The following is a 20189-nucleotide window of genomic DNA, read 5'->3' as shown; positions in this document are numbered from 1 at the left end:
TGACTTATGCCAAAAAGAGTATTTCTTAAGGAAGACAAGAGATATTTTAGCCAATAGTCGCTTTAATGTTTAACGCAAAGGAACAAAAAAACGTACCTTTGAGGTTATAAAAATACAAGTGAATTGTAATGACGAAGCACCCTCTGAGCCTAGATTCAAGATTTTACCAAGAAAACAATGTCAAAGATAAAATTAGATAGTATCGAAGAGGCGATTGAAGCAATTCGCCAAGGAAAAATTATCATCGTAGCCGACGATGAAGACCGTGAAAACGAAGGAGATATGATTTGTGCCTCTGAAGCGATGACTCCAGAATTAGCCAATTTTATGATTCGTGAAGGACGTGGCTTGATGTGTGTAACGCTTACCGAGGAACGTTGTAAGGAATTGGAATTAACCATGATGGTTGGTTCTAACACTGCTACGCACGAAACACCATTTACAGTTTCGGTAGATTTACTAGGGCATGGTTGTACGACAGGTATTTCAGCACACGACCGTTCTAAAACGATTCAGGCTTTGGTAGATGAAGACACCAAACCAGAAGACTTAGGCAGACCAGGGCATATTTTCCCTTTGAAAGCACGTAATGAAGGTGTTCTTCGTAGAACAGGTCATACTGAAGCAGCGATGGATTTTGCTAAACTAGCGGGTTTTAAACCTTCTGGTGTATTGATTGAGGTATTGAATGAAGATGGAACGATGGCTCGTTTAGCTGATTTAAGAGCTATTGCGGATAAATTCGATTTGAAATTAGTAACCATTAAGGATTTAGTAGAGTATCGTTTAAAACATGAAAGCCTAATCAAACGTGAAATAGGCGTTGATATGCCAACTGAGTTTGGTCATTTTGACCTAATTGCTTTCAAGCAAATCAATACGGGCGAAACACATTTAGCATTGATTAAAGGTACTTGGGAAAAAGATGAGCCTGTTTTAGTGAGGGTACATAGCTCATGCGTTACGGGTGATATTTTTGGCTCATGCCGTTGCGATTGTGGGCAACAACTACACCGTGCAATGGAAATTGTAGAAAAAGAAGGCAAAGGCGTCATTCTGTATATGTTCCAAGAAGGAAGAGGAATAGGATTAATTAATAAATTAAAAGCCTATAAATTGCAAGAAATGGGACGCGATACGGTAGAAGCCAATCTGGAATTGGGTTTCAAAATGGATGAACGTGATTATGGCGTGGGCGCTTCTATTTTAAGAGATTTGGGATTGAGCAAAATCAGATTAATCTCGAACAATCCAAAGAAAAGAGCAGCCTTGTTCGGATATGGTTTAGAAATTGTAGAAACTGTACCGATTGAAATTGCTTCAAATCCTCATAACGAAAGTTATTTGCTTACAAAAAGAGATAAAATGGGACATACCATTATGGGGCATAAATAATCAAATATGTATTATTTCGAATTTAGCATTACAAAAAAGCGTTCAGAAATTAGTTTTCTGAACGCTTTTTTGATTGATTTATAGTTCCTTTAGGAACGTAATATCGGTAGTAAAAATCCTCCCTATTAACCTTTCTTAGCCCCATCGGGGCGAAATATTTCACCCCGATGGGGTTAGGAAAGATATAGGTTATACTTTACTACCACTAATACTAAACCGCAACAGGAGCTTTAATGCCAGGATATGGATGATAGTTTTCTAACGTGAAATCTTCAAATTTAAAATCAAAAATGCTTTTAACGGCTGGGTTGATTTTCATGGTTGGTAAGGCACGTGGTTCACGAGCTAGCTGAGTAGCTACCTGTTCGTAGTGATTAGAATAGATATGCGTATCGCCACCTGTCCAGATAAAATCGCCCACTTCCAAATCACACACTTGCGCAATCATCATCGTTAATAAAGCATAAGAGGCAATATTAAAAGGCACACCCAAAAATACATCCGCCGAACGTTGGTATAATTGACAAGATAATTTATTATTAGCCACATAAAACTGAAAAAGTGCATGACAAGGCATTAAAGCCATTTCAGAAAGTTCTCCTACGTTCCAAGCACTTACAATAATTCTTCTTGAATCGGGGCTTTTCTTCAATGTCTCGATTACCTCTTTCAATTGGTCAATTACTTTACCATTAGGAGCCGTCCAGCTTCTCCATTGCTTACCATACACTGGTCCTAAATCACCATTTTCATTAGCCCATTCGTCCCAAATGCCTACACCATTATCTTTTAAATATTTGATATTGGTATCACCATTGATAAACCAAAGCAATTCATGGATAATCGACTTTAAGTGTACTTTTTTAGTAGTAACTAACGGAAAACCTTCTTGTAAATTAAAACGCATCTGATAACCAAAAATACTGGTTGTACCCGTACCTGTACGGTCAGTTTTTTCTGCTCCGTTTTCAAGAATATGTTTTAAAAGAGTATGATATTGTTGCATTTTTTTGCTGTAAGCTATGAATAATGAGCTTTAGTTTTGTGATAAAAGACAAGATTGACATGAAGAAATATTCTTGCAAATTCAAAATTACATAAAAAAATAACTCATCAATAGCCTTTGATAGGATTGATGAGTCTTGAAATGAAATTGGTAATAAGCTTAAGCCGTTTTCTTAACTGCTTTTTTGTCTACCACTTTCTCTACTTTAGCAGATTTAGTCATTTCTGCACAGCATTTCGATTTTGACTTACTGTGTGAAGCTGCCATTTTAGCACTACAACATTTTGAACCCTTATCTTTATCGTGGGCTAAAGACACATTAGCTACAAAAGCTAATAATGATAAACCTAAAATTACCTTTTTCATATATATGTGCATTAAATGTTTGAAATCAAATGATAGTTAAAAACACTTTAAATAATGTTGATTCTTTGAATTTACTTATTATTAGTAAATTAATCACTCAATCGCTCACTCAATTATTTACCAAAACAGGTTCAATAGTGTAAGTATGTGTAATTTCTGCCGACCCCCTAAATTGTGCTGTGGCCGAGCAATACTTTTCCATCGACAATTCTATTGCCTTTTTGGCTTTATCTTCTACAATATTTCCTTTGAATTGAAAATGAATATTGATTTTACGGAAAGGCGTCATTTCTGTCCCTTCTATTTTTTCACGTTCACCAGAAACAGAAATCTTTAAATCTTCGATTACTTGACGTTGCTTTTTCATGATTAGAATCACGTCGATAGCAGTACAGCCACCTAAGCCCATCAATAATAATTCCATCGGACGAGAACCCGCATTATGGCCCCCAATATTTTCGGCAGCATCAATATCAACTGGCACACCCGACATCCCATTTGCCTGAAAATGAAAGGCATCATCTATTCTAACTAATTCTACTTGCATGATTTCAAGAATTTAACTTAATTATATATTTTTAATTTTCTGAGACACTCTTTAAATATTAACTTTTCTGCAAAATATTAAGTTCAAAGTTAAGATTTATTTAAGCTATTGGCAAGAAGGTTGAATGCGAGTATTACGTATCTTTGCACTTCTATTTCGTAGAAAAAAACAAAAGAGAAGTTAAAAGAGCCATAAATCCTTCTGATTTCCGCAATCCTAATTCTAAAAATGTCTTATTATCAAATCCAAAACATCAAACTTACTGATTTAGCTAATCAATTCGGTACGCCATTATACGTCTATGATGCCGATAAAATTATCGAAAAAATCTCTATCCTTCGCGATTCTTTCAAGAATGTTAATCTCAAAATAAAATATGCTTGTAAAGCCAATACCAATTTGGCGATTTTGAAATTAATGCGAAAGCATGGGGTAGAAATCGATGTGGTTTCTCCTGAAGAATTGCGCTTGGCCATGATGGCTGGATATGAAGGTTCTCAAATCACTTTTACGCCAAGTGGGGTGTCATTTGATGAAATTGAATTGGCGGCTGAATTGGGAACAAGAATCAATTTGGACAATTTGGATGTGTTGGAAAAATTCGGGCAACGTTATGGTAATACCAAAGGGGCATTGATTCGCCTAAAACCTCACGTTTTTGGAGGCGGTAATGAAAAAATCATGACGGCTCACCCAGAATCTAAATTTGGTATTTCTATCCATCAGAAGGCTGAAATTTTGGCGATTGTTGAAAAATACGATATGAAAATTATCGGTTTACATCAACATACGGGTTCTGATGTAAAAAATGCTGATGCTTTTACACAAGCCGCAAGTGCTATTTTGGAAATGGCTTTTAGCTTTAAAGATTTAGAGATTATCGATTTGGGCGGAGGCTTTAAAGTGGCTTATAAAGACGGCGACATTGTTACGAATATGGAAGAAGTAGGAGAAGTATTAAGCACTGCTTTCTTGGATTTCTCTAAAAAATATGGACGTGAACTACAGTTATGGTTTGAGCCAGGCAAGTTTTTAGTAAGTGAAGCAGGGACATTCTTAACGACTGCCAATACGGTAAAGGTAGACCCAATCAAAACTTTTGTTTGTGTTAATTCGGGGCTAAATCACCTTGGTCGCCCAATGATGTATGGATCTTATCATGATATTTTCAATGCTTCTAACGAAGATGAATCTGAACAGGATGAATACAGAGTGGTGGGCTATATCTGTGAAACAGATACTTTCTCATGGACGCCAGAAGGTAAACAAGGCGAACGCTTAATGAATAAAGTAAAGGCAGGAGACATTATTGCGATGAAAAATGCTGGAGCTTATTGTTTCTCGATGGCTTCGCAATATAATTCAAGGTTATTACCCGCAGAAGTGTTGGTGATAGGTGGAGAAGCAAAGTTGATTCGCAAAAGAGAAACTTTTGATGATATTGTGAGAAACCTTGTGAGTGTGGAGATATAAATAGGTAGGGACGAATTGCATTCGTCCTATTCCTTTGCCATAAGGACGAATGCAATTCGTCCCTACTTATTTTTTTATAAAAATGGACGAGATTTAACCTCGTCCATTTTTTATTTTAAGAATCGTAGCTTAAACCATATTGCTTCAAAACTTCCTCTGGAACACCTTCCCAATTGTTAGGTCTGTTACCTACATAGCCCATATCGTGATGCCCCATTTCAGAAGAATAAAAACCTGATGCTGTTAGGTTTCTCATCAAAGAAAAGAAATTTACGCCCTGTGATACTTCAGGTTTTGCTTCGTTAGGATAAGCTATTTCATCTACTAAACTAATCTGCTCTTTCTTGGTACAAAGAATAAAATCTTTTCCAAAACGCTTAATAGATGCAGAGTCCATCCAACGTAAACCTCCACGCATAGGTGTTTTAAACGTTGGCTGGTCTTTTACGATAAACTCTATAAAAGCTGGTACACCCGACTGCGAAGCACTTCCTGAATGTTCATCAGCAGGAATAATAATATCCGACAACACTGTGATTGTTTTCATTTCATGGTCAGTAAAGAATTTTTCAGCCAATAATTTAGCATCACGAGCTATTTCATCTTCTGTTCTGCCATAATTATATTTTGGCGTTGCGGGAGCCGTAGCTTTCGCTTTTGGTTTAGGCTTTGGACCTTGCAATAACTCCATGGCTACTGCTTCTTGGCTCATCACGGCCATACCGAGTGATGAAAGTCCTATATTTTTAAGATAATCTCTTCTTTTCATAAAAATAATTTGAAAATTTGATGATTTGAAAATTTGGAAATCACATAGCGGAGCTTATCCCCATTACAAATTCCCTTTTTTCTTCTCGTTAATAATAAATTCAGAAGTACGAGCCGATAAAGCTAGGATTGTCCAAGTGGCATTTTTATCTCCTTGCGAAACAAAAGGTGCAGCATCAGCTACAAACAAGTTTTTCACATCATGTGCCTGACAGTTTGCGTTTAATACAGAAGTCTTAGTGTCTTTACCCATTCTAGCCGTTCCTACTTCGTGGATAATTCTTCCTGGGTCTGCTAAGCCATAGTTTGTACTTGCATCTGGTTTTTTACCAAGCGGTGTACCACCCATTTCAGTAATTATCTGTTCAAAAGTCTCCTGCATGTGTCTAGCTTGCTTGATTTCGTAGTCCGACCATTTGTAATGGAAACGTAATACAGGAATACCGTACTTATCAACAACGGTAGGGTCTATTTCACAATAGTTATTATAATCTGGTATAGGTTCTCCTCTACCAGCCATACCGATATATGCTCCATAGAAACGACGATAATCTTCTTTCAATGAAGCCCCGTAACCACCCGCTGCTTTTTTGATACCTTCACGTGTAGGGAATTTTTCATTGATTCCTTCAATACCCCATCCAAAACCATAAGCAGGCATACCCATACCTCCGCCATATTCAATGTGGTAACCTCTTGGGAAATCTAATTTTTTGTTATCTCCCCACCAAGGTGTGTACACATGCATCCCTCCTACTCCGTCTTCATTATAACGTTTTCTATCAAACAAGGCAGGAATAATCGCCGAACGAGAAGCACCCGTAGAGTCATTGATATAACGCCCTACAATACCGCTTGAATTAGCCAATCCATTCGGGAAACGAGCAGATTTTGAGTTCAATAACAAACGTGCGGTCTCGCCTGCACTGGCTGCTAATATTACTATTTTACCTTTTACAACTTTCTCGGTCATTGTACGAGTATCTACATACGATACGCCCGTTGCTAAACCCGTAGTCGGGTCTGTCAATACTTCACGAGCCATTGCGTAGGTAATCAACGTACAGTTTCCTGTTTTAATGGCAGGAATCATCAATACTGATGAAGAAGAAAAATCGGCATACGCCTGACAAGCTCTATTACACTGGCTACAGTAAAAACATTGTCCACGGTCTTTATTAATAGGCTTTGTCAAGATTGAAAGTCGCGACGGAATTACTGGAATACCAATGTTGGTAGCGCTTTTCTTAAGCATTAATTCATGCAAACGTGGCTTCGGAGGAGGTAAAAAATAACCATCTGGGTCATTTCTTCTTCCTTCATTCGTACCAAACACACCAATTAGTTTATCTACATAATCATAATAAGGTTTTACGTCGTCATAACCAATTGGCCAATCTTCTCCTAAACCATCAATAGATTTTCTTTTGAAATCATCAGGACCAAAACGAAGGGAAATTCTACCCCAGTGATTGGTTCTTCCTCCCAACATCCTAGAACGGAACCAGTCGAATTTAGTGCCATCTTTACGAGTATAAGGTTCTCCCTCAATATCCCAGCCACCATAAGCAGCATCAAAATCACCAAAAGCACGCGTAGAAGATGCTCCACGGCGAGGAGATTCCCAAGGACTTTTTAGTTGTGTAATATATTTTGGGTCGGCAGGGTCATAATATTGACCTGCTTCTAGTACACAAACTTTTGCTCCTGCTTTGGTCAGTTCATAAGCTGCCATACCACCGCCCGCACCCGAGCCAATGATAACGACATCATATACTGTTGATTGTTCTTTAATCTGAAAGTCCAGCATTTATTAAATGATTTTTTTGGTTGAAGAGTATTATTGAATCGAGTAGGAAAAATAGTGATTAAATACAGATTTTATATCCTTTTTTATAAGAAATCGATATTAAAACCATAACCTCCTTAAAAATACCGCAATAAAAGCAGAAAAATAGATAATTTCACACTAAAAACATCAACTATTTGCAATAATTGCAAATAGTTGATTAGAATCATGCAAGAAGTATTGAGTTATTCTGGAGGAAAGATGAAGAAATGAATGTTATCTAACATAAAAAGGGAAGATTAAAAAGTAAACTTTTTAATCTTCCCTTTATTATTGAAGTTTAGAGGTTTCAACAATGTCTTTTATTCAAGCTTTGCTATTAGTTCATCGAAATAAAACGATCTGTTGTTGCTGGTTCTGGTGATACTGTACCTACATTTACAGTCTTAACAATTTTAGTAGCACCATCCGTAATTTCAAAGCTATATTTACCATCTTCCAATTCGCTTAAATCAAATTTACCACGATAGGTAGTTCCTTTTTTACCCACACGCTCGTTAGCCAATAATTCTCCTTTTTCATTTTTCAGAGAAATTGATAAATTTTTGCCTTCAAGTTTTTCAATCAATATATTCATTTGTAATGTATTAATTGTTTGATACATCCCTACTGCAAAAGTTTTCTGAGTATTTGTAGCTTCGTTTTTGTCTGTTGCATTAGCAAAGAATGACAATACTGAACATAAAGCAATGGCGAAAGTTTTTACGATTGATTTCATTTTTTTGTTGTTTAGAAATTAAAAGTTCCTGTTTATTTAAATTAAATTTTCTGAGATTAATCTTTCCGATTATGCTAATAGTATTAACAGAACTGTGCCAAAAAATATAAAATATTAACTATCAGACACTTACAACTTAATGCCTTTTCCACAGGTGTACGGTTTTGGTACACAACTGTTCGGTTTGATGACATATTTGTATTCCTGAAAAAGTATTTGAATTTTGTACGATAGTTTTCATAATTAGTAGTTTGTTAGTCAACGCTAAATAATGCAACATTTCAGTGATAATGTGAATCATTTGTTTAGTAGACATAGTAACATGAACACTTACCTCCCTAAACCGACGATTTTGATGAAACATATTTTTATCATCCTTTGCCTGCTATTAATAGGTGCTAAATCCTCCGCATTTCAAACAAATCTAGCAGACAACGTATATCATATAGAGGACAGTGTGCTGATAAAAACGAGAGATGGCGCTTTTATTTCAGCCATTATTGTGCGCAAAAAAGATAATGACAAACCACAACCAGTTATTCTACAATTCACGATTTATGCCCGTAGCAGAGATATTAAAAGTGTTAAAGAAGCAGTAGATAAAGGTTATGTGGGTGTAATAGCTTATACAAGGGGAAAAAGATTTAGTCCCGACGAAGTAACTCCTTATGAATACGACGGTAGAGATGCTTATGATGTAATTGATTGGATTAGTCATCAAGCTTGGTGCAATGGTAAAATCGGAATGTATGGAGGGAGCTATAATGGCTTTAGCCAATGGGCAGCTACTAAACAAATGCATCAAGCCTTAAAAACCATTGTGCCATATGTAGCTAACCGACCAGGAATGGGCTTACCCATGGAAAATAATGTATTCTTAAATGCAAATTATGAGTGGGCATTTTATGTTTCCAACAACAAATACCTTGATACGCTTGTAGGCAATAACAGACCTCGCTGGAGAGCCATGCAAAATAAATGGTGGGAAAGCGGTGTGGCATACCGAAAAATAGATAGTTTAGAAGGTACTCCTAACAAACATTTACAACGATGGCTCCAACATCCTGCTTATGATAAATATTGGCAAGATATGGTACCCTATAAAGATGAATTTGCCCATATTAACATTCCTGTTTTATCGATAGATGGCTACTATAATGACTCTCAGATTTCAGGATTGTATTACCTCAAAGAGCATTATAAATATAATAAAAATGCTAATCATTATTTAATTATTGGTCCGTATAGCCATTTTGGGGCACAAAAAGGTGGTGAAGCTGTTTTGCAAGGTTATAAAGTAGACTCGGTTGCATTAATTAATACCAAACAAATTACTTACGAATGGTTTGATTATATTCTTAAAGATGGTAAAAAGCCTGACATATTAAAGGATAAAATAAATTATGAAGTAATGGGTGCGAATGAATGGAAACACGCACCTTCATTAGAAAAAATGAGTAATAATACGCTACAATTATATCTTACCAACATCAAATCAGGGAAAGACTATCTTTTAACACAACAAAAACCTAAGCAACACAATTATCTTTCTCAGGAAGTAGATTTAGCAGATAGAACTACCAGCAATAACGACTATTATCCCGACCCAATTATCCGCAAAGAGCTTGATACTTCAAATGGTTTTTTCTTTTTTAGTGAGCCATTCAAAGAAACTATTTCAATTGCTGGGGCATTCAGTGGAGAAATAAAAGCTAGTATTAATAAGAAAGACATGGATATCGGGGTAGTACTATACGAGGTAATGCCAAATGGGGAATATTTTGAATTAAGCTATTTTTTAGGACGAGCAAGCTATGCCAAAGATATTACTTCTAGAAATCTTTTAACGCCCAATAAAGTAGAAAGCATTCCGTTTTCCAATACTCGCTTGGTAAGTCGTCAGCTAAGTAAAGGTAGTAGATTGCTAGTAGTATTAAATATTGATAAAAACTCCTTTGCTCAAATCAATTATGGAACAGGGAAAGATGTGAGTGATGAAACAATAGCTGATGCCAAAGAACCTCTAAAAATAAAATGGTATAATGATAGCTTTATAAATGTACCTATTTGGAAATAATGTATCTCACTACTTTAATCAACATCATGAAAAAAACATTTTTAATAATACTGCTGTTAATTGCTTGTCTTGCTAGGGTAAATGCCCAACTACCTAAAAATCGATTAGACGCTATTGTCAATAAATATGCAAATGTTTATATGAATGATTCTACTGCTGTAGGATTATCCATTGGCATTATTCAACACGGGAAAAAATATTTTTATAATTATGGCACTGTAAAAAAGGGAGTGAATGAATTGCCAACTAATAAAACCATTTATGCAATGGGTTCTATTGCGAAAACATTTGTTGGAATACTACTAGCCCAAGCTGTAAAGGAGAATAAAGTACAGTTAACGGATGATATTAGAAAATACCTAAAAGGTAATTATCCTAATCTCCAATTCAATAATTATCCTATTACGTTGGTACATCTGGCTAACCATACAGCTAGGCTACCTGAATCGCTTTGTAAATTTCCAAATAATTGGCAAAGCATGAATCAAGAGGAAAAATATGTATTCAAACAGCGATATAATCGTGAGGAATTCTATAAAGATTTACATAGTGTTAAACTTGACACTTTACCTGGCTACAAATACAGTTATTCTGGAAGTGGAATGACACTCTTGAAATTAATTCTTGAAAATGTGTATCAAAAGCCTTTTCAAGACCTGATTAACCAATACTTCAATAAACCTTTAAATCTTGCTACTACCAAAGAATTACTGAATACGACGGAATGGGAAAGTTACGCTTTTGGTAAGCAAGATGAAGCAATTGTAACCCATACAAAAAGTATTGAAGACATGACTACAGGCCCAGGTTTGTGTAGTACTACCGACGATATGGTGAAATATATCCAAGTAAATATTATAGAAATTAATAAGGCTATAAAACTATCGCACCAGAAAACCTTTGAAGATAACAATAATACAATGGCATTAGCATGGCGATTGGATGAACAAAACAACACTATCTATCATTTAGGAATGGGTTGGGGCTGTAATAGTATTTGTAAGTTTTCGCCCAAATATAAAACAGGCATTATCATTTTTGTCAACGAAACAATGAATAAAAAGAACATGACAATAATGGCTAACGATATTCTGGAAGAACTAAATAAAAACAGTGGAATTAAATAGGCTAACAGCTTCAAATCAAAAGAATAAAGTAAAACTTTCTTAGGAAAATTTAAAGATGCTAGGCTATTAACTAACTTTATTTAGTTTTAAACCTTGAATGATTAGTCCTGTTATTAAAAAGACAAAACTAACTTTTATCAAACTCTGTATAATGGGCGAATCAGGACTATCGACTATTGGTTGACCAACAGGTAATCGCGAAAGAATTTCATAGGCAGTAGGAATAAATAATAGAAAAACTGTAGTAGACATACAAAAAGTTTGTAGATAAATGGCTTTACTTTTTGCAAGCACATTTTCTCCTAAAAAGTAAGCGATTGATAATAAACCAAGTATTAAAATAAATATAATATAACCAATATGAGTAAATCTTCTCGTTTCAGAAAGCCCCAAAGAACTAATACAACCAATTACCGTTAATACACTATAACATTTGCCCAGTTTACGATAGGGTTTAATAAATCCTTCTTTACACAAAGCGATACCTGCAATAAGCAGTGCTAAGGTAGCAACAACAGTGTGAATAATATCGAGCTGTAGTAGAGACGTACTCATCTGAGTAATGACTAAAGTTTTAATAGGTTAATACAATTTACTATCAATTTATATTATTTGAACATCTTAGCTTAGCATTTATTTCCACCATTCGGCAAACTCTTCATTTTTATATTGCTCATCATTTGATAGAAAAGCCTTCGCATAACTCGACCATCCTTTATCAAAATATTTTTCGTTGGGACTAAACTCTCCTGCTCCTAAATCAAAGTCACAGGTAATATTAGGTACTCGATAATCTGCCCATTTACAAATGTTAGATTTTTGAGCATTATACATTGTCCAAGTACCTTCAAAAGCATTATTAAAATATCCATCTGAAAGCAAGTTTATGTCATCATATTTTATATGGTTATCTTTATTAATGTACCATTTTGTGTGTAATTGTCCTGCAAAAATACCAGTATGCGGTTGATTCTTATTTTCAAAGAATTCATATTTAGCTATTAATAGCCCTTGTGTTTTAATGCCAGCATCTTTTGCTTGATTATCAACACCGAACTGCTCTCGCTTAGTCTCTTGAATTTTCTCGATGACTATTTTACCAATAAAATCACAGACATTCCCTTTTACATTTGATTTCCCATAAACAAAATACTCTTCTGGATTATTGGTATTTTTAACAACAGCAAGAACCTTTACCTTAATACGTTGAAAATCATCTCCTAGCACACCCAATACGTTATAATTATCTGTCTTGCTCCACAAATCTGAAAAGTCATACGGAAGAAATACATTTTTTTTGTTTTCTTCATAAATCTTTTCCCCATTCAAAATATCATTATGACAATTTGCTTGGGAAAAAGTTGAAAATGAGCTGATAATAAAGAGAAAAGAGCATATTGTTTTCATTTTATTGAGATGTTGTTTTTGATTGATTGCTAATAGGAAAAAATCATGCTTTTTACACTTTGTTAATGCTTATTCTTCTGCTTCCAAGAGTTGGTTATGATGCTGTTTTTCGATAACACTGCGCAATCGTTCTTGGTGTTGGTCACCCCATTGGCCCAACATATTGACAATTGGCATCAACGATGCACCAAAATCAGTTAAACGATATTCCACTTTAGGAGGCAATTGCGGATAAATAGTTTTGGTTACTAATTCGTGTTCTTCCAATTGTTTCAACTGCATATTTAATACTCTTCTACTTGCATCAGGTATTTTCCTTTGCAAGTCGCTTGGACGAATACAGCCCTCCGAAATAAAATATAGCATCCTGATTTTCCATTTGCCATACAAAACTTCAGCGATTAGGTCGAGCCCACAATTTAAGGTTATTGGAATCTTTCTTTCGTACATGATACAAATGTAATTAGTTGACGTATAAGGTGCAATAGGGAAAAAATTGTCACTATCTGAATCTTTTGCCCCTACTTGTACTATCTGTTCATAGTGTCGAATTTTGTCATCAAATAAATACAAAAAATAGCAATGAACATAGATTTTAATTTCAACAGCGAACTCTCAGGAAAAATAGCACTCGTAACGGGTGGCACAAAAGGTACGGGCAAAGCAATTGCTGAAAGACTAGTAAAAGCAGGAGCAAAAGTAATAGTAACAGCCAGAAATAAGCCCGATAATCTTGAAAAAAATATCCACTTTATTGCTGCCGATTTAAGCCAAATTGAAGGTGCAGCAAAAGTAATTCAGGAAATTAAGGAAACATACGAAGGATTAGATATACTTATCAACAATCTTGGTGGCTCAGAAACGCCTGGGGGTGGTTTTGAAGTATTGACAGATAACCATTGGCAAGAAATATTTAACGCTAATTTATTTGCCTCTGTCAGGCTAGATAAAGGTTTTTTGCCCTTTATGCTTCAAAAAAAAGCTGGTGTAATTATCCATATAGGCTCTATTCAAAGAACATTACCTTTATACGATTCTACTTTGCCTTATGCTGCCGCAAAAGCTGCATTAGTTAATTATAGCAAAAGTTTATCGAATGAGGTATCCCCTAAGGGTGTAAGGGTATTAACAGTATCCCCTGGATTCATTCAAACAACCGCTGCTGAAAGAATGCTAGAACGCTTGGCAGAGAGTGCAAATACAAGCAAGGAAGAGGCTTTGGAAAGCTTAATGAAAGCATTGGGCGGAATACCAATGGGCAGACCCGCTAAACCTGAGGAGGTAGCCGAATTGGTTGGTTTTCTGGTTTCACCTCGTGCCAGTTATTTATCAGGTACTGAATATATTATTGATGGAGGAACCATTCCAACTATTTAAAACCATGCTATCATGCGTAGGGTCGTATTGCATACGACCTTATTCCCAAACAATAGGACGAATGCAATTCGTGCCTACTACTGTTCCTTAATCTTTTTTCTGTGCTGTTCTCCCCAAACACTCAATTCATTTAATAAACTTTTTAAAGTACGACTATATTCTGTTGCTTCATAAATAATAGTCACTGGAGTAGTAGGATATACTTTACGTGCTATAAGGTAATTTAATTCTAAATCTTTCAATTCATTAGATAATACCTTGGGCGATATACCAGTGATTTCATGCTGAATCTCACTAAAACGTTTTGGTGATTGTACCAAGCAAAGTATCACAGGAAGTTTCCACTTTCCATTAAGAACGTACATCGCATCGATGACGTTTTTGAGCGAACCAACACATTGTGCCTTGCTCAGAAGTATTTCATTTTCAATTGTTTCCATTGGTACAAAGATACAAACTTTCCTAAAGGTAACCGCTTTCCTTTGGGTAACTGCTAACTTTTGTATACTTCAAGGCAATACCTTTGTCCTTGACAATTCGAGAGAAAAACCTTTCACTATTAACACAAAAGGAAGTCTGGCAATCTCGGAATTTTAAATTAATCAATAAAACATTTATGAAACGTATCCTTCATTTAAAATCTAGCCTACTAGGTACAGAATCCTATAGCATTAAGCTAGGTAACGCTATTATCGAAAAAATTCAGGAAAAGTATCCTGACAGTGAACTTGAAGAATTAAACTTAGTAGATATCGAAATGCCTCATCTTACTCCTGCTGTCTTGCGTACATTCTTTATTCCTAAAGATAAACTGAACGAAGAAGAAAAAGAAGCTATTAGCTTGTCTGATAGACTAGTAAAACAGCTATTCGCGGCAGACATCATTGTAATCGGTGCACCGCTTATCAACTTTACTATCCATTCATCGCTAAAGGCTTGGATTGACCATATCACTAGGGCTGGAATAACTTTCAGGTATAGTCCCAATGGTCCTGTTGGAATGGTAACAGGGAAAAAAGTTTATGTAGCCATGTCATCTGGCGGTATTTACTCAGAAGGTCCTGGTAAAGCCAACGACTTTGTCGCACCCTATTTGAGTGCTTTCCTTGGTTGTTTAGGGATGACAGATTTAACCGTTTTTCGGGCAGAAGGATTAAAAGTACCAGACGTGAAGGAACACGCAATGGCAAAAGCAGTTGATAGTATACAAATTGATTAATATGTCCAGCAGTCGCTCGCTTCCAGCGAGTGACCACTATTAAAAGGCTTCCAGCCGTAAAATCAATAATATAAAATAAGCCATTAAAAAGTAGCAGTAACCGTTTTCTACCTGTAGTGGCAACCGCAAGGGATTGCCGCTACACCGTTAGAAATAAACGACTGCGGAAGTATTATAATTCATAAACTTCCTTTAAGGTATCATTGATTTTATCAGTGAGCATCTCTACAAGTTCTTTATCCATAAATTCATAATCATCTGGAATATGTAGGTTTTCAATAATTGGTAATTCCAGAAAACTATAAACCTCCTTGATTTTCGCTTTTTGATCCGTCTCCATCACAAAAACAAAATCAGCCCAGTTCAAATCGTTTTCAGAAATCTTCCTTACACTCTTGGGACTCAATCCTACTGACCGAATATTAAAGCGATTATCATTTTTAAAAATATGCTCTGCTGTTCTACTTCGTTTTTTATTACGCCCACACACCACTAAAATATTTGGTCTATCAGTTGTTACCATCAATTATTGTTTAAGTATTTTTCAAAAGCAAGCTACCTAAATTTCTAAATAAATCCCAATAGTTCACGTGTTAAGCAAAGCATCACTTGGACTCAAAACAACACGTAGGGACGAATTGCATTCGTCCTTGTGTACGAACCAATAGGACGAATGCAATTCGTCCCTACTATTATTACAAACACTCAATCATTTTCTTAATTTCAGCTTTATCAAATTGTTGAGATTTGGTTTCAATTTCTATCAAACTCATTGGTTTTTTATTACCTGATTTTGTGAATATCAAATAGACAATTCCTCCGCTTGAATCAGACCCTATGATTTGTTTAAGCTTCTTCTTATAAATCAATTTAATGCCTAGGTTCTCCGATAACTTTACAGAACCTTCTCCTATGTGTTTGTTATTACCTGTATCGGCGATGATTGCAAAACTTCCTTTACCTGTTTTTCGATTAAACACATAGGCTAAATCTCCTTTCTCAACACCTTTTGCTATCAAATTAGGAGGAATAGCGATGTAAGGAATTTCTTCAGAATTTACATATTTTCTATAGTCCGTTACTTTTTTAGTAGCATCTACCAAAGAAGTTTGGGAAAGGTAATATCCTGGAAAAGGGTCAGATGATTTCTGTATATATGGTTTGTTACCCTCAAATACAATCACACTTGGGCTTAAATTGCCAATTCCTCCAGCACTAGAAAGATTATCCAAGCCTATATTCTGAGGATGATAAGCCTGAGGCGAACCGTCTACATCAATCGTCATTTCAGATACATAGCCAATAACCGCATTATTAATCTTCCAAACTTTCGCAGTTGGATTTTTAGGATAAGAAAGTTTTAAATCAACTTTTTCACAAGTAGTTTGACCAACAATACAATCTTCGCTAAAGAAGAGGGCTAAAATTAAAGTTAAGATTCTTTTCATGGTAGTAAAGTTTAAGGTAAGTTTTGTTATTTTTCAGTAGCTTTCATGCCTAAATAAGTAGTGGCACTAATACCCATCAAGCCCAGTGTTTCAGAACTAAAACTAGGGAATTCTCTATCGCCATGTGATAACTTTTCAAAGAAAGTCACCAAAAATACCATGCTAAATATAAGATTGAAAATCAATGCTTGATAACGATAGACAGTAATCCCTGTGGAATCTGAAAGAATTTGAGTAAAAAAATTGGTTGGTTTTCTGAGTTTTGGGGGTAAATCTTTTTCTGTCTCAATCTTATCCTTCGGCGTTTCTTCTGGTGGTGTATTATTATCTATTACGCTAGCAATAGCAGTAGTTCCTACACCGATTGCTAATAAAACCAAACACGTAGAATTAAGCTCAATAACTTCTCCTCGCTTGCCAAAACCAATCACAAAGCAAGCTCCAATCAGGGTAGTCCACCACAATCCTTGGGTGCGAGCAAAACTATATGTTTCCACTGGCCCAATGTCAGAATCAATCACACAAACATCTTTTAAGATTTTAGTTTTAATAGAAAGATAAATCGCTCCGAAGACAATCAACACAGCGATAATATTACAAATTGCAGTCATTGGTTTTAAGTTAAATTGGTTTTAATATTACACTCAAACCTAACAAAAAAGCCAGCCCTTTAAAAGGCTGGCTTACAATAATTTAACTTATTTTTATTATTCGGTAGTTGGGTTTTATTCTACTTCCAATTTCCCTACATTTTCAAACTTAATGGCTCCTTCGTCGTTCACTTCCATCATTACTACAGAATCTTTATTAATGTAATTACCTAAGATTTGTTTCGATAATTCATTTAAAATTCTTCTTTGCATGACACGCTTCAAAGGTCTTGCACCCATCGTTGGTTCATAACCTTCCTCGGCAAGTTTCACAAGGGCCTCATCAGTGCTTTCCAAAGTAATGCCTTGTTCTTGTAAACGTTCTTGAATTTGTTTAAACTGAATTCTAACGATTTGGCTAAGGTTATCTTTAGACAATGGCTCAAACATCACGATTTCATCCACACGGTTCAAGAATTCTGGTCTTACTACTTGTTTCAATAAAACCATTACTTCTTCTTTGGCTTTCTCCATCACGATATGGTTGTTCCAACCTTCCATTTCTCCCATTTTTTCTTGGATGATATGGCTACCAATATTAGAAGTCATGATAATAATCGTATTCTTGAAATTAGCAATTCTACCTTTGTTATCAGTCAAACGTCCATCATCAAGTACTTGTAACAAAATGTTCCAAACATCTGGATGTGCCTTTTCTATCTCATCTAACAGAATGACAGAATATGGTTTTCTACGAACAGCTTCAGTCAATTGTCCACCTTCATCATACCCTACATATCCCGGAGGTGCTCCTACCAAACGGCTTACCGCATGGCGTTCTTGGTATTCCGACATATCTATTCTCACCATCGCATTCTCGTCATTGAACAGATAATCTGCTAGGGCCTTTGCCAATTCAGTTTTACCAACCCCCGTAGTTCCCAAGAAAATAAACGAACCAATCGGGCGTTTAGGGTCTTGCATTCCTGCACGAGAACGACGAACTGCATCTGAAATAGCCTCAATAGCCTCTTCTTGTCCCGCTACTCTTTTACCTAATTCAACTTCCAGATGTAGCAATTTTTCTTGTTCAGCACGCATCATTTTAGATACAGGTACGCCCGTCCACTTAGCTACCACTTCTGCAATGTTCTCTGAAGTTACTTCTTCTTGCAACATTGGCGTTTCACCATTTTTGTCAGAAGTTTTTTCGTTTTGCAATTGTTTCAGCTTATTTTCAGCCTCCACTAATTTACCATAACGTATCTCTGCTACTTTACCATAATCGCCAGCTCTCTCAGCTTGTTCAGCTTCTAATTTCAAGCGATCGATATTTTCTTTTTCTTTACGAACTTCATCCAAGACAGACTTCTCACCTTCCCATTTCGCCATCAAGCCACTTTTCTTGTCGGTAAGTTCTGCTAATTCTCGGCTGATAATATTTTCACGTTCAATGTTATTTTCTCTTCTGATTGCCTCACGTTCAATCTCCAATTGCATGATTCTACGTTTCAAAGCATCAATCTCTTCAGGAACAGAATCTATTTCCATCCGCATTTTTGCAGCAGCCTCGTCCATCAAGTCAATGGCTTTATCTGGTAAAAAACGGTCTGAAATATAACGGCTTGATAATTCAACAGCCGCAATTACGGCATCATCCTGAATCCTTACACCGTGGTGTAGTTCATATTTTTCTTTAATTCCCCTTAGGATAGAAATAGCATCAGTAATATCTGGTTCATCAACTACTACCATCTGGAAACGACGTTCCAAGGCTTTATCTTTCTCAATGTATTTTTGGTACTCTTTCAAAGTAGTTGCACCAATAGCATGCAATTCTCCACGCGCCAACGCTGGTTTCAATAAGTTAGCAGCATCCATCGCCGAATCTCCGCCACCACCTGCACCAATCAAGGTATGAATCTCATCAATAAACATGATGATTTCTCCCTCTGCATCTGTTACTTCTTTGATAACTGCTTTTAATCTTTCTTCAAATTCACCTTTGTATTTCGCTCCAGCAATCAATAAACCCATATCTAACGTATAAATCTGCTTAGATTTCAGGTTTTCGGGTACGTCTCCCATTACGATTCTTTGTGCTAAGCCTTCTACAATTGCAGTTTTACCAACTCCTGGCTCACCGACCAACATAGGGTTATTTTTAGTGCGTCGTGATAATATTTGTAGTACTCTACGTATTTCTTCATCTCTACCAATCACAGGGTCAATTTTCCCAGCTTTGGCTAATTCATTTAGGTTTCGAGCATACCGCTCTAATGAACGATAGGTTGCTTCTGCATTTTGGTCTTTCACGGTTGTGTTTCCTCTTAGTTCTTTTATGGCACTTTTTAATTCTTTTTCCTTATATCCACTCTCTTTCATCAAACTTGCCACAGCATCTTTCCCTAACAGGATTCCCAATATTAATAATTCTATGGATACAAATTCGTCTGAAAATTCCTTTAATAAATTCTCTGCTTTGGTAAAAGCCGCAGCAGCATCGTTTGCTAAATAGGGCTGTCCTCCACCAGAAACTTTTGGATAGCCATTCACTATACTTTCCAGTTTCGATGAAAAAATTGCCTGATTAACTTGTAGCTTTTTCATCAAAAACTCTGAAGTATTGGGTTCCTCGTCGATGATGGCTTTTAGCAAATGGCCCGTTTCAATAGCTTGTTGGCCATTTGCTGAGGCAATCGAAGCGGCATGTTGGATTACCTCTTGAGTCTTCGTTGTATATTTATTAAAATTCATCGTATAAATGATTTTCTGTTTTTCAATCGTTGATAGTATTATTTCATCAAAAGCTAAGCCAAGCT

Annotated in this window: 20 protein-coding genes; 6 read left to right on the top strand and 14 right to left on the bottom strand. The window is 36.0% G+C overall.

Annotation, left to right across the window (positions count from 1 at the left end; translation table 11 throughout):
- The first annotated feature begins 177 nt into the window (after positions 1 to 177).
- On the top strand, positions 178 to 1395 hold the full coding sequence (locus AC1RNE_RS18650) for a bifunctional 3,4-dihydroxy-2-butanone-4-phosphate synthase/GTP cyclohydrolase II (protein WP_492803002.1): 1218 nt from the start codon (positions 178 to 180) through the stop codon (positions 1393 to 1395).
- A gap of 211 nt (positions 1396 to 1606) precedes the next feature.
- Here AC1RNE_RS18650 and AC1RNE_RS18645 read toward each other — a convergent pair whose 3' ends face one another.
- The 3 genes from AC1RNE_RS18645 to AC1RNE_RS18635 all read right to left on the bottom strand — a co-directional run bounded on the left by AC1RNE_RS18645 (position 1607) and on the right by AC1RNE_RS18635 (position 3314).
- Positions 1607 to 2401 carry a thymidylate synthase gene (locus AC1RNE_RS18645; protein ID WP_492803001.1) on the bottom strand — a complete coding sequence of 265 codons (795 nt, stop codon included), beginning with the start codon at positions 2399 to 2401 and terminating at the stop codon, positions 1607 to 1609.
- 159 nt (positions 2402 to 2560) lie between these two features.
- A complete protein-coding gene (locus AC1RNE_RS18640) occupies positions 2561 to 2767 on the bottom strand; it encodes a hypothetical protein (protein WP_492802999.1) in 207 nt (68 codons plus the stop codon).
- 109 nt (positions 2768 to 2876) lie between these two features.
- Positions 2877 to 3314, bottom strand: a complete 438-nt coding sequence (locus AC1RNE_RS18635; protein WP_492802997.1) for an OsmC family protein — start codon at positions 3312 to 3314, stop codon at positions 2877 to 2879.
- A gap of 228 nt (positions 3315 to 3542) precedes the next feature.
- Here AC1RNE_RS18635 and lysA point away from each other — a divergent pair, with 228 nt between their 5' ends.
- Complete coding sequence (gene lysA / locus AC1RNE_RS18630; RefSeq protein WP_492802995.1) at positions 3543 to 4787, top strand: diaminopimelate decarboxylase; 1245 nt, start codon at positions 3543 to 3545, stop codon at positions 4785 to 4787.
- Between the two features lie 115 nt (positions 4788 to 4902).
- Here the strand turns inward: lysA and AC1RNE_RS18625 are convergent, their stop codons facing one another.
- From AC1RNE_RS18625 to AC1RNE_RS18615, 3 genes are all read right to left on the bottom strand, one after another.
- Positions 4903 to 5556, bottom strand: coding sequence for a gluconate 2-dehydrogenase subunit 3 family protein (locus AC1RNE_RS18625; protein ID WP_492802993.1), 654 nt, complete (start codon positions 5554 to 5556; stop codon positions 4903 to 4905).
- Between the two features lie 63 nt (positions 5557 to 5619).
- The gene (locus AC1RNE_RS18620) at positions 5620 to 7365 is read right to left on the bottom strand and encodes a GMC family oxidoreductase (RefSeq protein WP_492802991.1); all 1746 of its coding nucleotides are present in this window, start codon (positions 7363 to 7365) and stop codon (positions 5620 to 5622) included.
- A gap of 358 nt (positions 7366 to 7723) precedes the next feature.
- Positions 7724 to 8122, bottom strand: coding sequence for a T9SS type A sorting domain-containing protein (locus AC1RNE_RS18615; RefSeq protein ID WP_492802990.1), 399 nt, complete (start codon positions 8120 to 8122; stop codon positions 7724 to 7726).
- 355 nt (positions 8123 to 8477) lie between these two features.
- Here AC1RNE_RS18615 and AC1RNE_RS18610 point away from each other — a divergent pair, with 355 nt between their 5' ends.
- Together AC1RNE_RS18610 and AC1RNE_RS18605 are read left to right on the top strand one after the other, a co-directional pair.
- Positions 8478 to 10199 carry a CocE/NonD family hydrolase gene (locus AC1RNE_RS18610; protein ID WP_492802989.1) on the top strand — a complete coding sequence of 574 codons (1722 nt, stop codon included), beginning with the start codon at positions 8478 to 8480 and terminating at the stop codon, positions 10197 to 10199.
- 26 nt (positions 10200 to 10225) lie between these two features.
- A complete protein-coding gene (locus tag AC1RNE_RS18605) occupies positions 10226 to 11326 on the top strand; it encodes a serine hydrolase domain-containing protein (protein ID WP_492802988.1) in 1101 nt (366 codons plus the stop codon).
- Between the two features lie 66 nt (positions 11327 to 11392).
- On the opposite strand, the gene AC1RNE_RS18600 is transcribed toward AC1RNE_RS18605, so the two are convergent.
- The 3 genes from AC1RNE_RS18600 to AC1RNE_RS18590 all read right to left on the bottom strand — a co-directional run bounded on the left by AC1RNE_RS18600 (position 11393) and on the right by AC1RNE_RS18590 (position 13183).
- Positions 11393 to 11881 carry a hypothetical protein gene (locus AC1RNE_RS18600; protein WP_492802986.1) on the bottom strand — a complete coding sequence of 163 codons (489 nt, stop codon included), beginning with the start codon at positions 11879 to 11881 and terminating at the stop codon, positions 11393 to 11395.
- Between the two features lie 78 nt (positions 11882 to 11959).
- Positions 11960 to 12733 (bottom strand): hypothetical protein, encoded by a 774-nt coding sequence (locus AC1RNE_RS18595; RefSeq protein WP_492802984.1) that lies wholly within the window; start codon positions 12731 to 12733, stop codon positions 11960 to 11962.
- Between the two features lie 69 nt (positions 12734 to 12802).
- Positions 12803 to 13183, bottom strand: coding sequence for a winged helix-turn-helix transcriptional regulator (locus AC1RNE_RS18590; RefSeq protein ID WP_492802982.1), 381 nt, complete (start codon positions 13181 to 13183; stop codon positions 12803 to 12805).
- A 132-nt stretch (positions 13184 to 13315) separates the two neighbouring features.
- On the opposite strand from AC1RNE_RS18590, the gene AC1RNE_RS18585 reads away from it, so the two are divergent.
- Positions 13316 to 14110, top strand: coding sequence for an SDR family oxidoreductase (locus AC1RNE_RS18585; RefSeq protein ID WP_492802981.1), 795 nt, complete (start codon positions 13316 to 13318; stop codon positions 14108 to 14110).
- Between the two features lie 77 nt (positions 14111 to 14187).
- On the opposite strand, the gene AC1RNE_RS18580 is transcribed toward AC1RNE_RS18585, so the two are convergent.
- Positions 14188 to 14550: a winged helix-turn-helix transcriptional regulator gene (locus tag AC1RNE_RS18580; RefSeq protein WP_492802979.1), complete on the bottom strand. Its 363-nt coding sequence runs from the start codon at positions 14548 to 14550 to the stop codon at positions 14188 to 14190.
- A gap of 176 nt (positions 14551 to 14726) precedes the next feature.
- Here AC1RNE_RS18580 and AC1RNE_RS18575 point away from each other — a divergent pair, with 176 nt between their 5' ends.
- Positions 14727 to 15329, top strand: coding sequence for an FMN-dependent NADH-azoreductase (locus AC1RNE_RS18575; RefSeq protein ID WP_492802978.1), 603 nt, complete (start codon positions 14727 to 14729; stop codon positions 15327 to 15329).
- A 172-nt stretch (positions 15330 to 15501) separates the two neighbouring features.
- Here AC1RNE_RS18575 and AC1RNE_RS18570 read toward each other — a convergent pair whose 3' ends face one another.
- From AC1RNE_RS18570 to clpB, 4 genes are all read right to left on the bottom strand, one after another.
- Positions 15502 to 15852 carry a protein-tyrosine-phosphatase gene (locus AC1RNE_RS18570; RefSeq protein ID WP_492802976.1) on the bottom strand — a complete coding sequence of 117 codons (351 nt, stop codon included), beginning with the start codon at positions 15850 to 15852 and terminating at the stop codon, positions 15502 to 15504.
- A 172-nt stretch (positions 15853 to 16024) separates the two neighbouring features.
- Positions 16025 to 16777, bottom strand: coding sequence for a hypothetical protein (locus tag AC1RNE_RS18565; RefSeq protein ID WP_492802974.1), 753 nt, complete (start codon positions 16775 to 16777; stop codon positions 16025 to 16027).
- A gap of 26 nt (positions 16778 to 16803) precedes the next feature.
- The gene (locus AC1RNE_RS18560) at positions 16804 to 17388 is read right to left on the bottom strand and encodes a hypothetical protein (RefSeq protein ID WP_492802972.1); all 585 of its coding nucleotides are present in this window, start codon (positions 17386 to 17388) and stop codon (positions 16804 to 16806) included.
- 114 nt (positions 17389 to 17502) lie between these two features.
- A complete protein-coding gene (clpB, locus tag AC1RNE_RS18555) occupies positions 17503 to 20124 on the bottom strand; it encodes an ATP-dependent chaperone ClpB (protein ID WP_492802971.1) in 2622 nt (873 codons plus the stop codon).
- Positions 20125 to 20189 lie beyond the last annotated feature (65 nt).

It is taken from the genome of Arcicella sp. GW822-FHT02H01, assembly GCF_058802005.1.
The sequence above is the reverse complement of the archived record's forward strand: the minus strand, read 5'-3'. Positions and strand labels throughout refer to the sequence as shown.

What these genes read in the sequence shown, in the direction of transcription:
- AC1RNE_RS18615 (WP_492802990.1), bottom strand. Translation starts at nt 8,122, where the DNA reads ATGAAATCAATCGTAAAAACTTTCGCCATTGCTTTATGTTCAGTATTG.
- AC1RNE_RS18595 (WP_492802984.1), bottom strand. Translation starts at nt 12,733, where the DNA reads ATGAAAACAATATGCTCTTTTCTCTTTATTATCAGCTCATTTTCAACT.
- AC1RNE_RS18635 (WP_492802997.1), bottom strand. Translation starts at nt 3,314, where the DNA reads ATGCAAGTAGAATTAGTTAGAATAGATGATGCCTTTCATTTTCAGGCA.
- AC1RNE_RS18620 (WP_492802991.1), bottom strand. Translation starts at nt 7,365, where the DNA reads ATGCTGGACTTTCAGATTAAAGAACAATCAACAGTATATGATGTCGTT.
- lysA (WP_492802995.1), top strand. Translation starts at nt 3,543, where the DNA reads ATGTCTTATTATCAAATCCAAAACATCAAACTTACTGATTTAGCTAAT.
- AC1RNE_RS18650 (WP_492803002.1), top strand. Translation starts at nt 178, where the DNA reads ATGTCAAAGATAAAATTAGATAGTATCGAAGAGGCGATTGAAGCAATT.
- AC1RNE_RS18575 (WP_492802978.1), top strand. Translation starts at nt 14,727, where the DNA reads ATGAAACGTATCCTTCATTTAAAATCTAGCCTACTAGGTACAGAATCC.
- AC1RNE_RS18610 (WP_492802989.1), top strand. Translation starts at nt 8,478, where the DNA reads ATGAAACATATTTTTATCATCCTTTGCCTGCTATTAATAGGTGCTAAA.
- AC1RNE_RS18640 (WP_492802999.1), bottom strand. Translation starts at nt 2,767, where the DNA reads ATGAAAAAGGTAATTTTAGGTTTATCATTATTAGCTTTTGTAGCTAAT.
- clpB (WP_492802971.1), bottom strand. Translation starts at nt 20,124, where the DNA reads ATGAATTTTAATAAATATACAACGAAGACTCAAGAGGTAATCCAACAT.
- AC1RNE_RS18600 (WP_492802986.1), bottom strand. Translation starts at nt 11,881, where the DNA reads ATGAGTACGTCTCTACTACAGCTCGATATTATTCACACTGTTGTTGCT.
- AC1RNE_RS18590 (WP_492802982.1), bottom strand. Translation starts at nt 13,183, where the DNA reads ATGTACGAAAGAAAGATTCCAATAACCTTAAATTGTGGGCTCGACCTA.
- AC1RNE_RS18560 (WP_492802972.1), bottom strand. Translation starts at nt 17,388, where the DNA reads ATGACTGCAATTTGTAATATTATCGCTGTGTTGATTGTCTTCGGAGCG.
- AC1RNE_RS18645 (WP_492803001.1), bottom strand. Translation starts at nt 2,401, where the DNA reads ATGCAACAATATCATACTCTTTTAAAACATATTCTTGAAAACGGAGCA.
- AC1RNE_RS18565 (WP_492802974.1), bottom strand. Translation starts at nt 16,777, where the DNA reads ATGAAAAGAATCTTAACTTTAATTTTAGCCCTCTTCTTTAGCGAAGAT.
- AC1RNE_RS18580 (WP_492802979.1), bottom strand. Translation starts at nt 14,550, where the DNA reads ATGGAAACAATTGAAAATGAAATACTTCTGAGCAAGGCACAATGTGTT.
- AC1RNE_RS18585 (WP_492802981.1), top strand. Translation starts at nt 13,316, where the DNA reads ATGAACATAGATTTTAATTTCAACAGCGAACTCTCAGGAAAAATAGCA.
- AC1RNE_RS18625 (WP_492802993.1), bottom strand. Translation starts at nt 5,556, where the DNA reads ATGAAAAGAAGAGATTATCTTAAAAATATAGGACTTTCATCACTCGGT.
- AC1RNE_RS18570 (WP_492802976.1), bottom strand. Translation starts at nt 15,852, where the DNA reads ATGGTAACAACTGATAGACCAAATATTTTAGTGGTGTGTGGGCGTAAT.
- AC1RNE_RS18605 (WP_492802988.1), top strand. Translation starts at nt 10,226, where the DNA reads ATGAAAAAAACATTTTTAATAATACTGCTGTTAATTGCTTGTCTTGCT.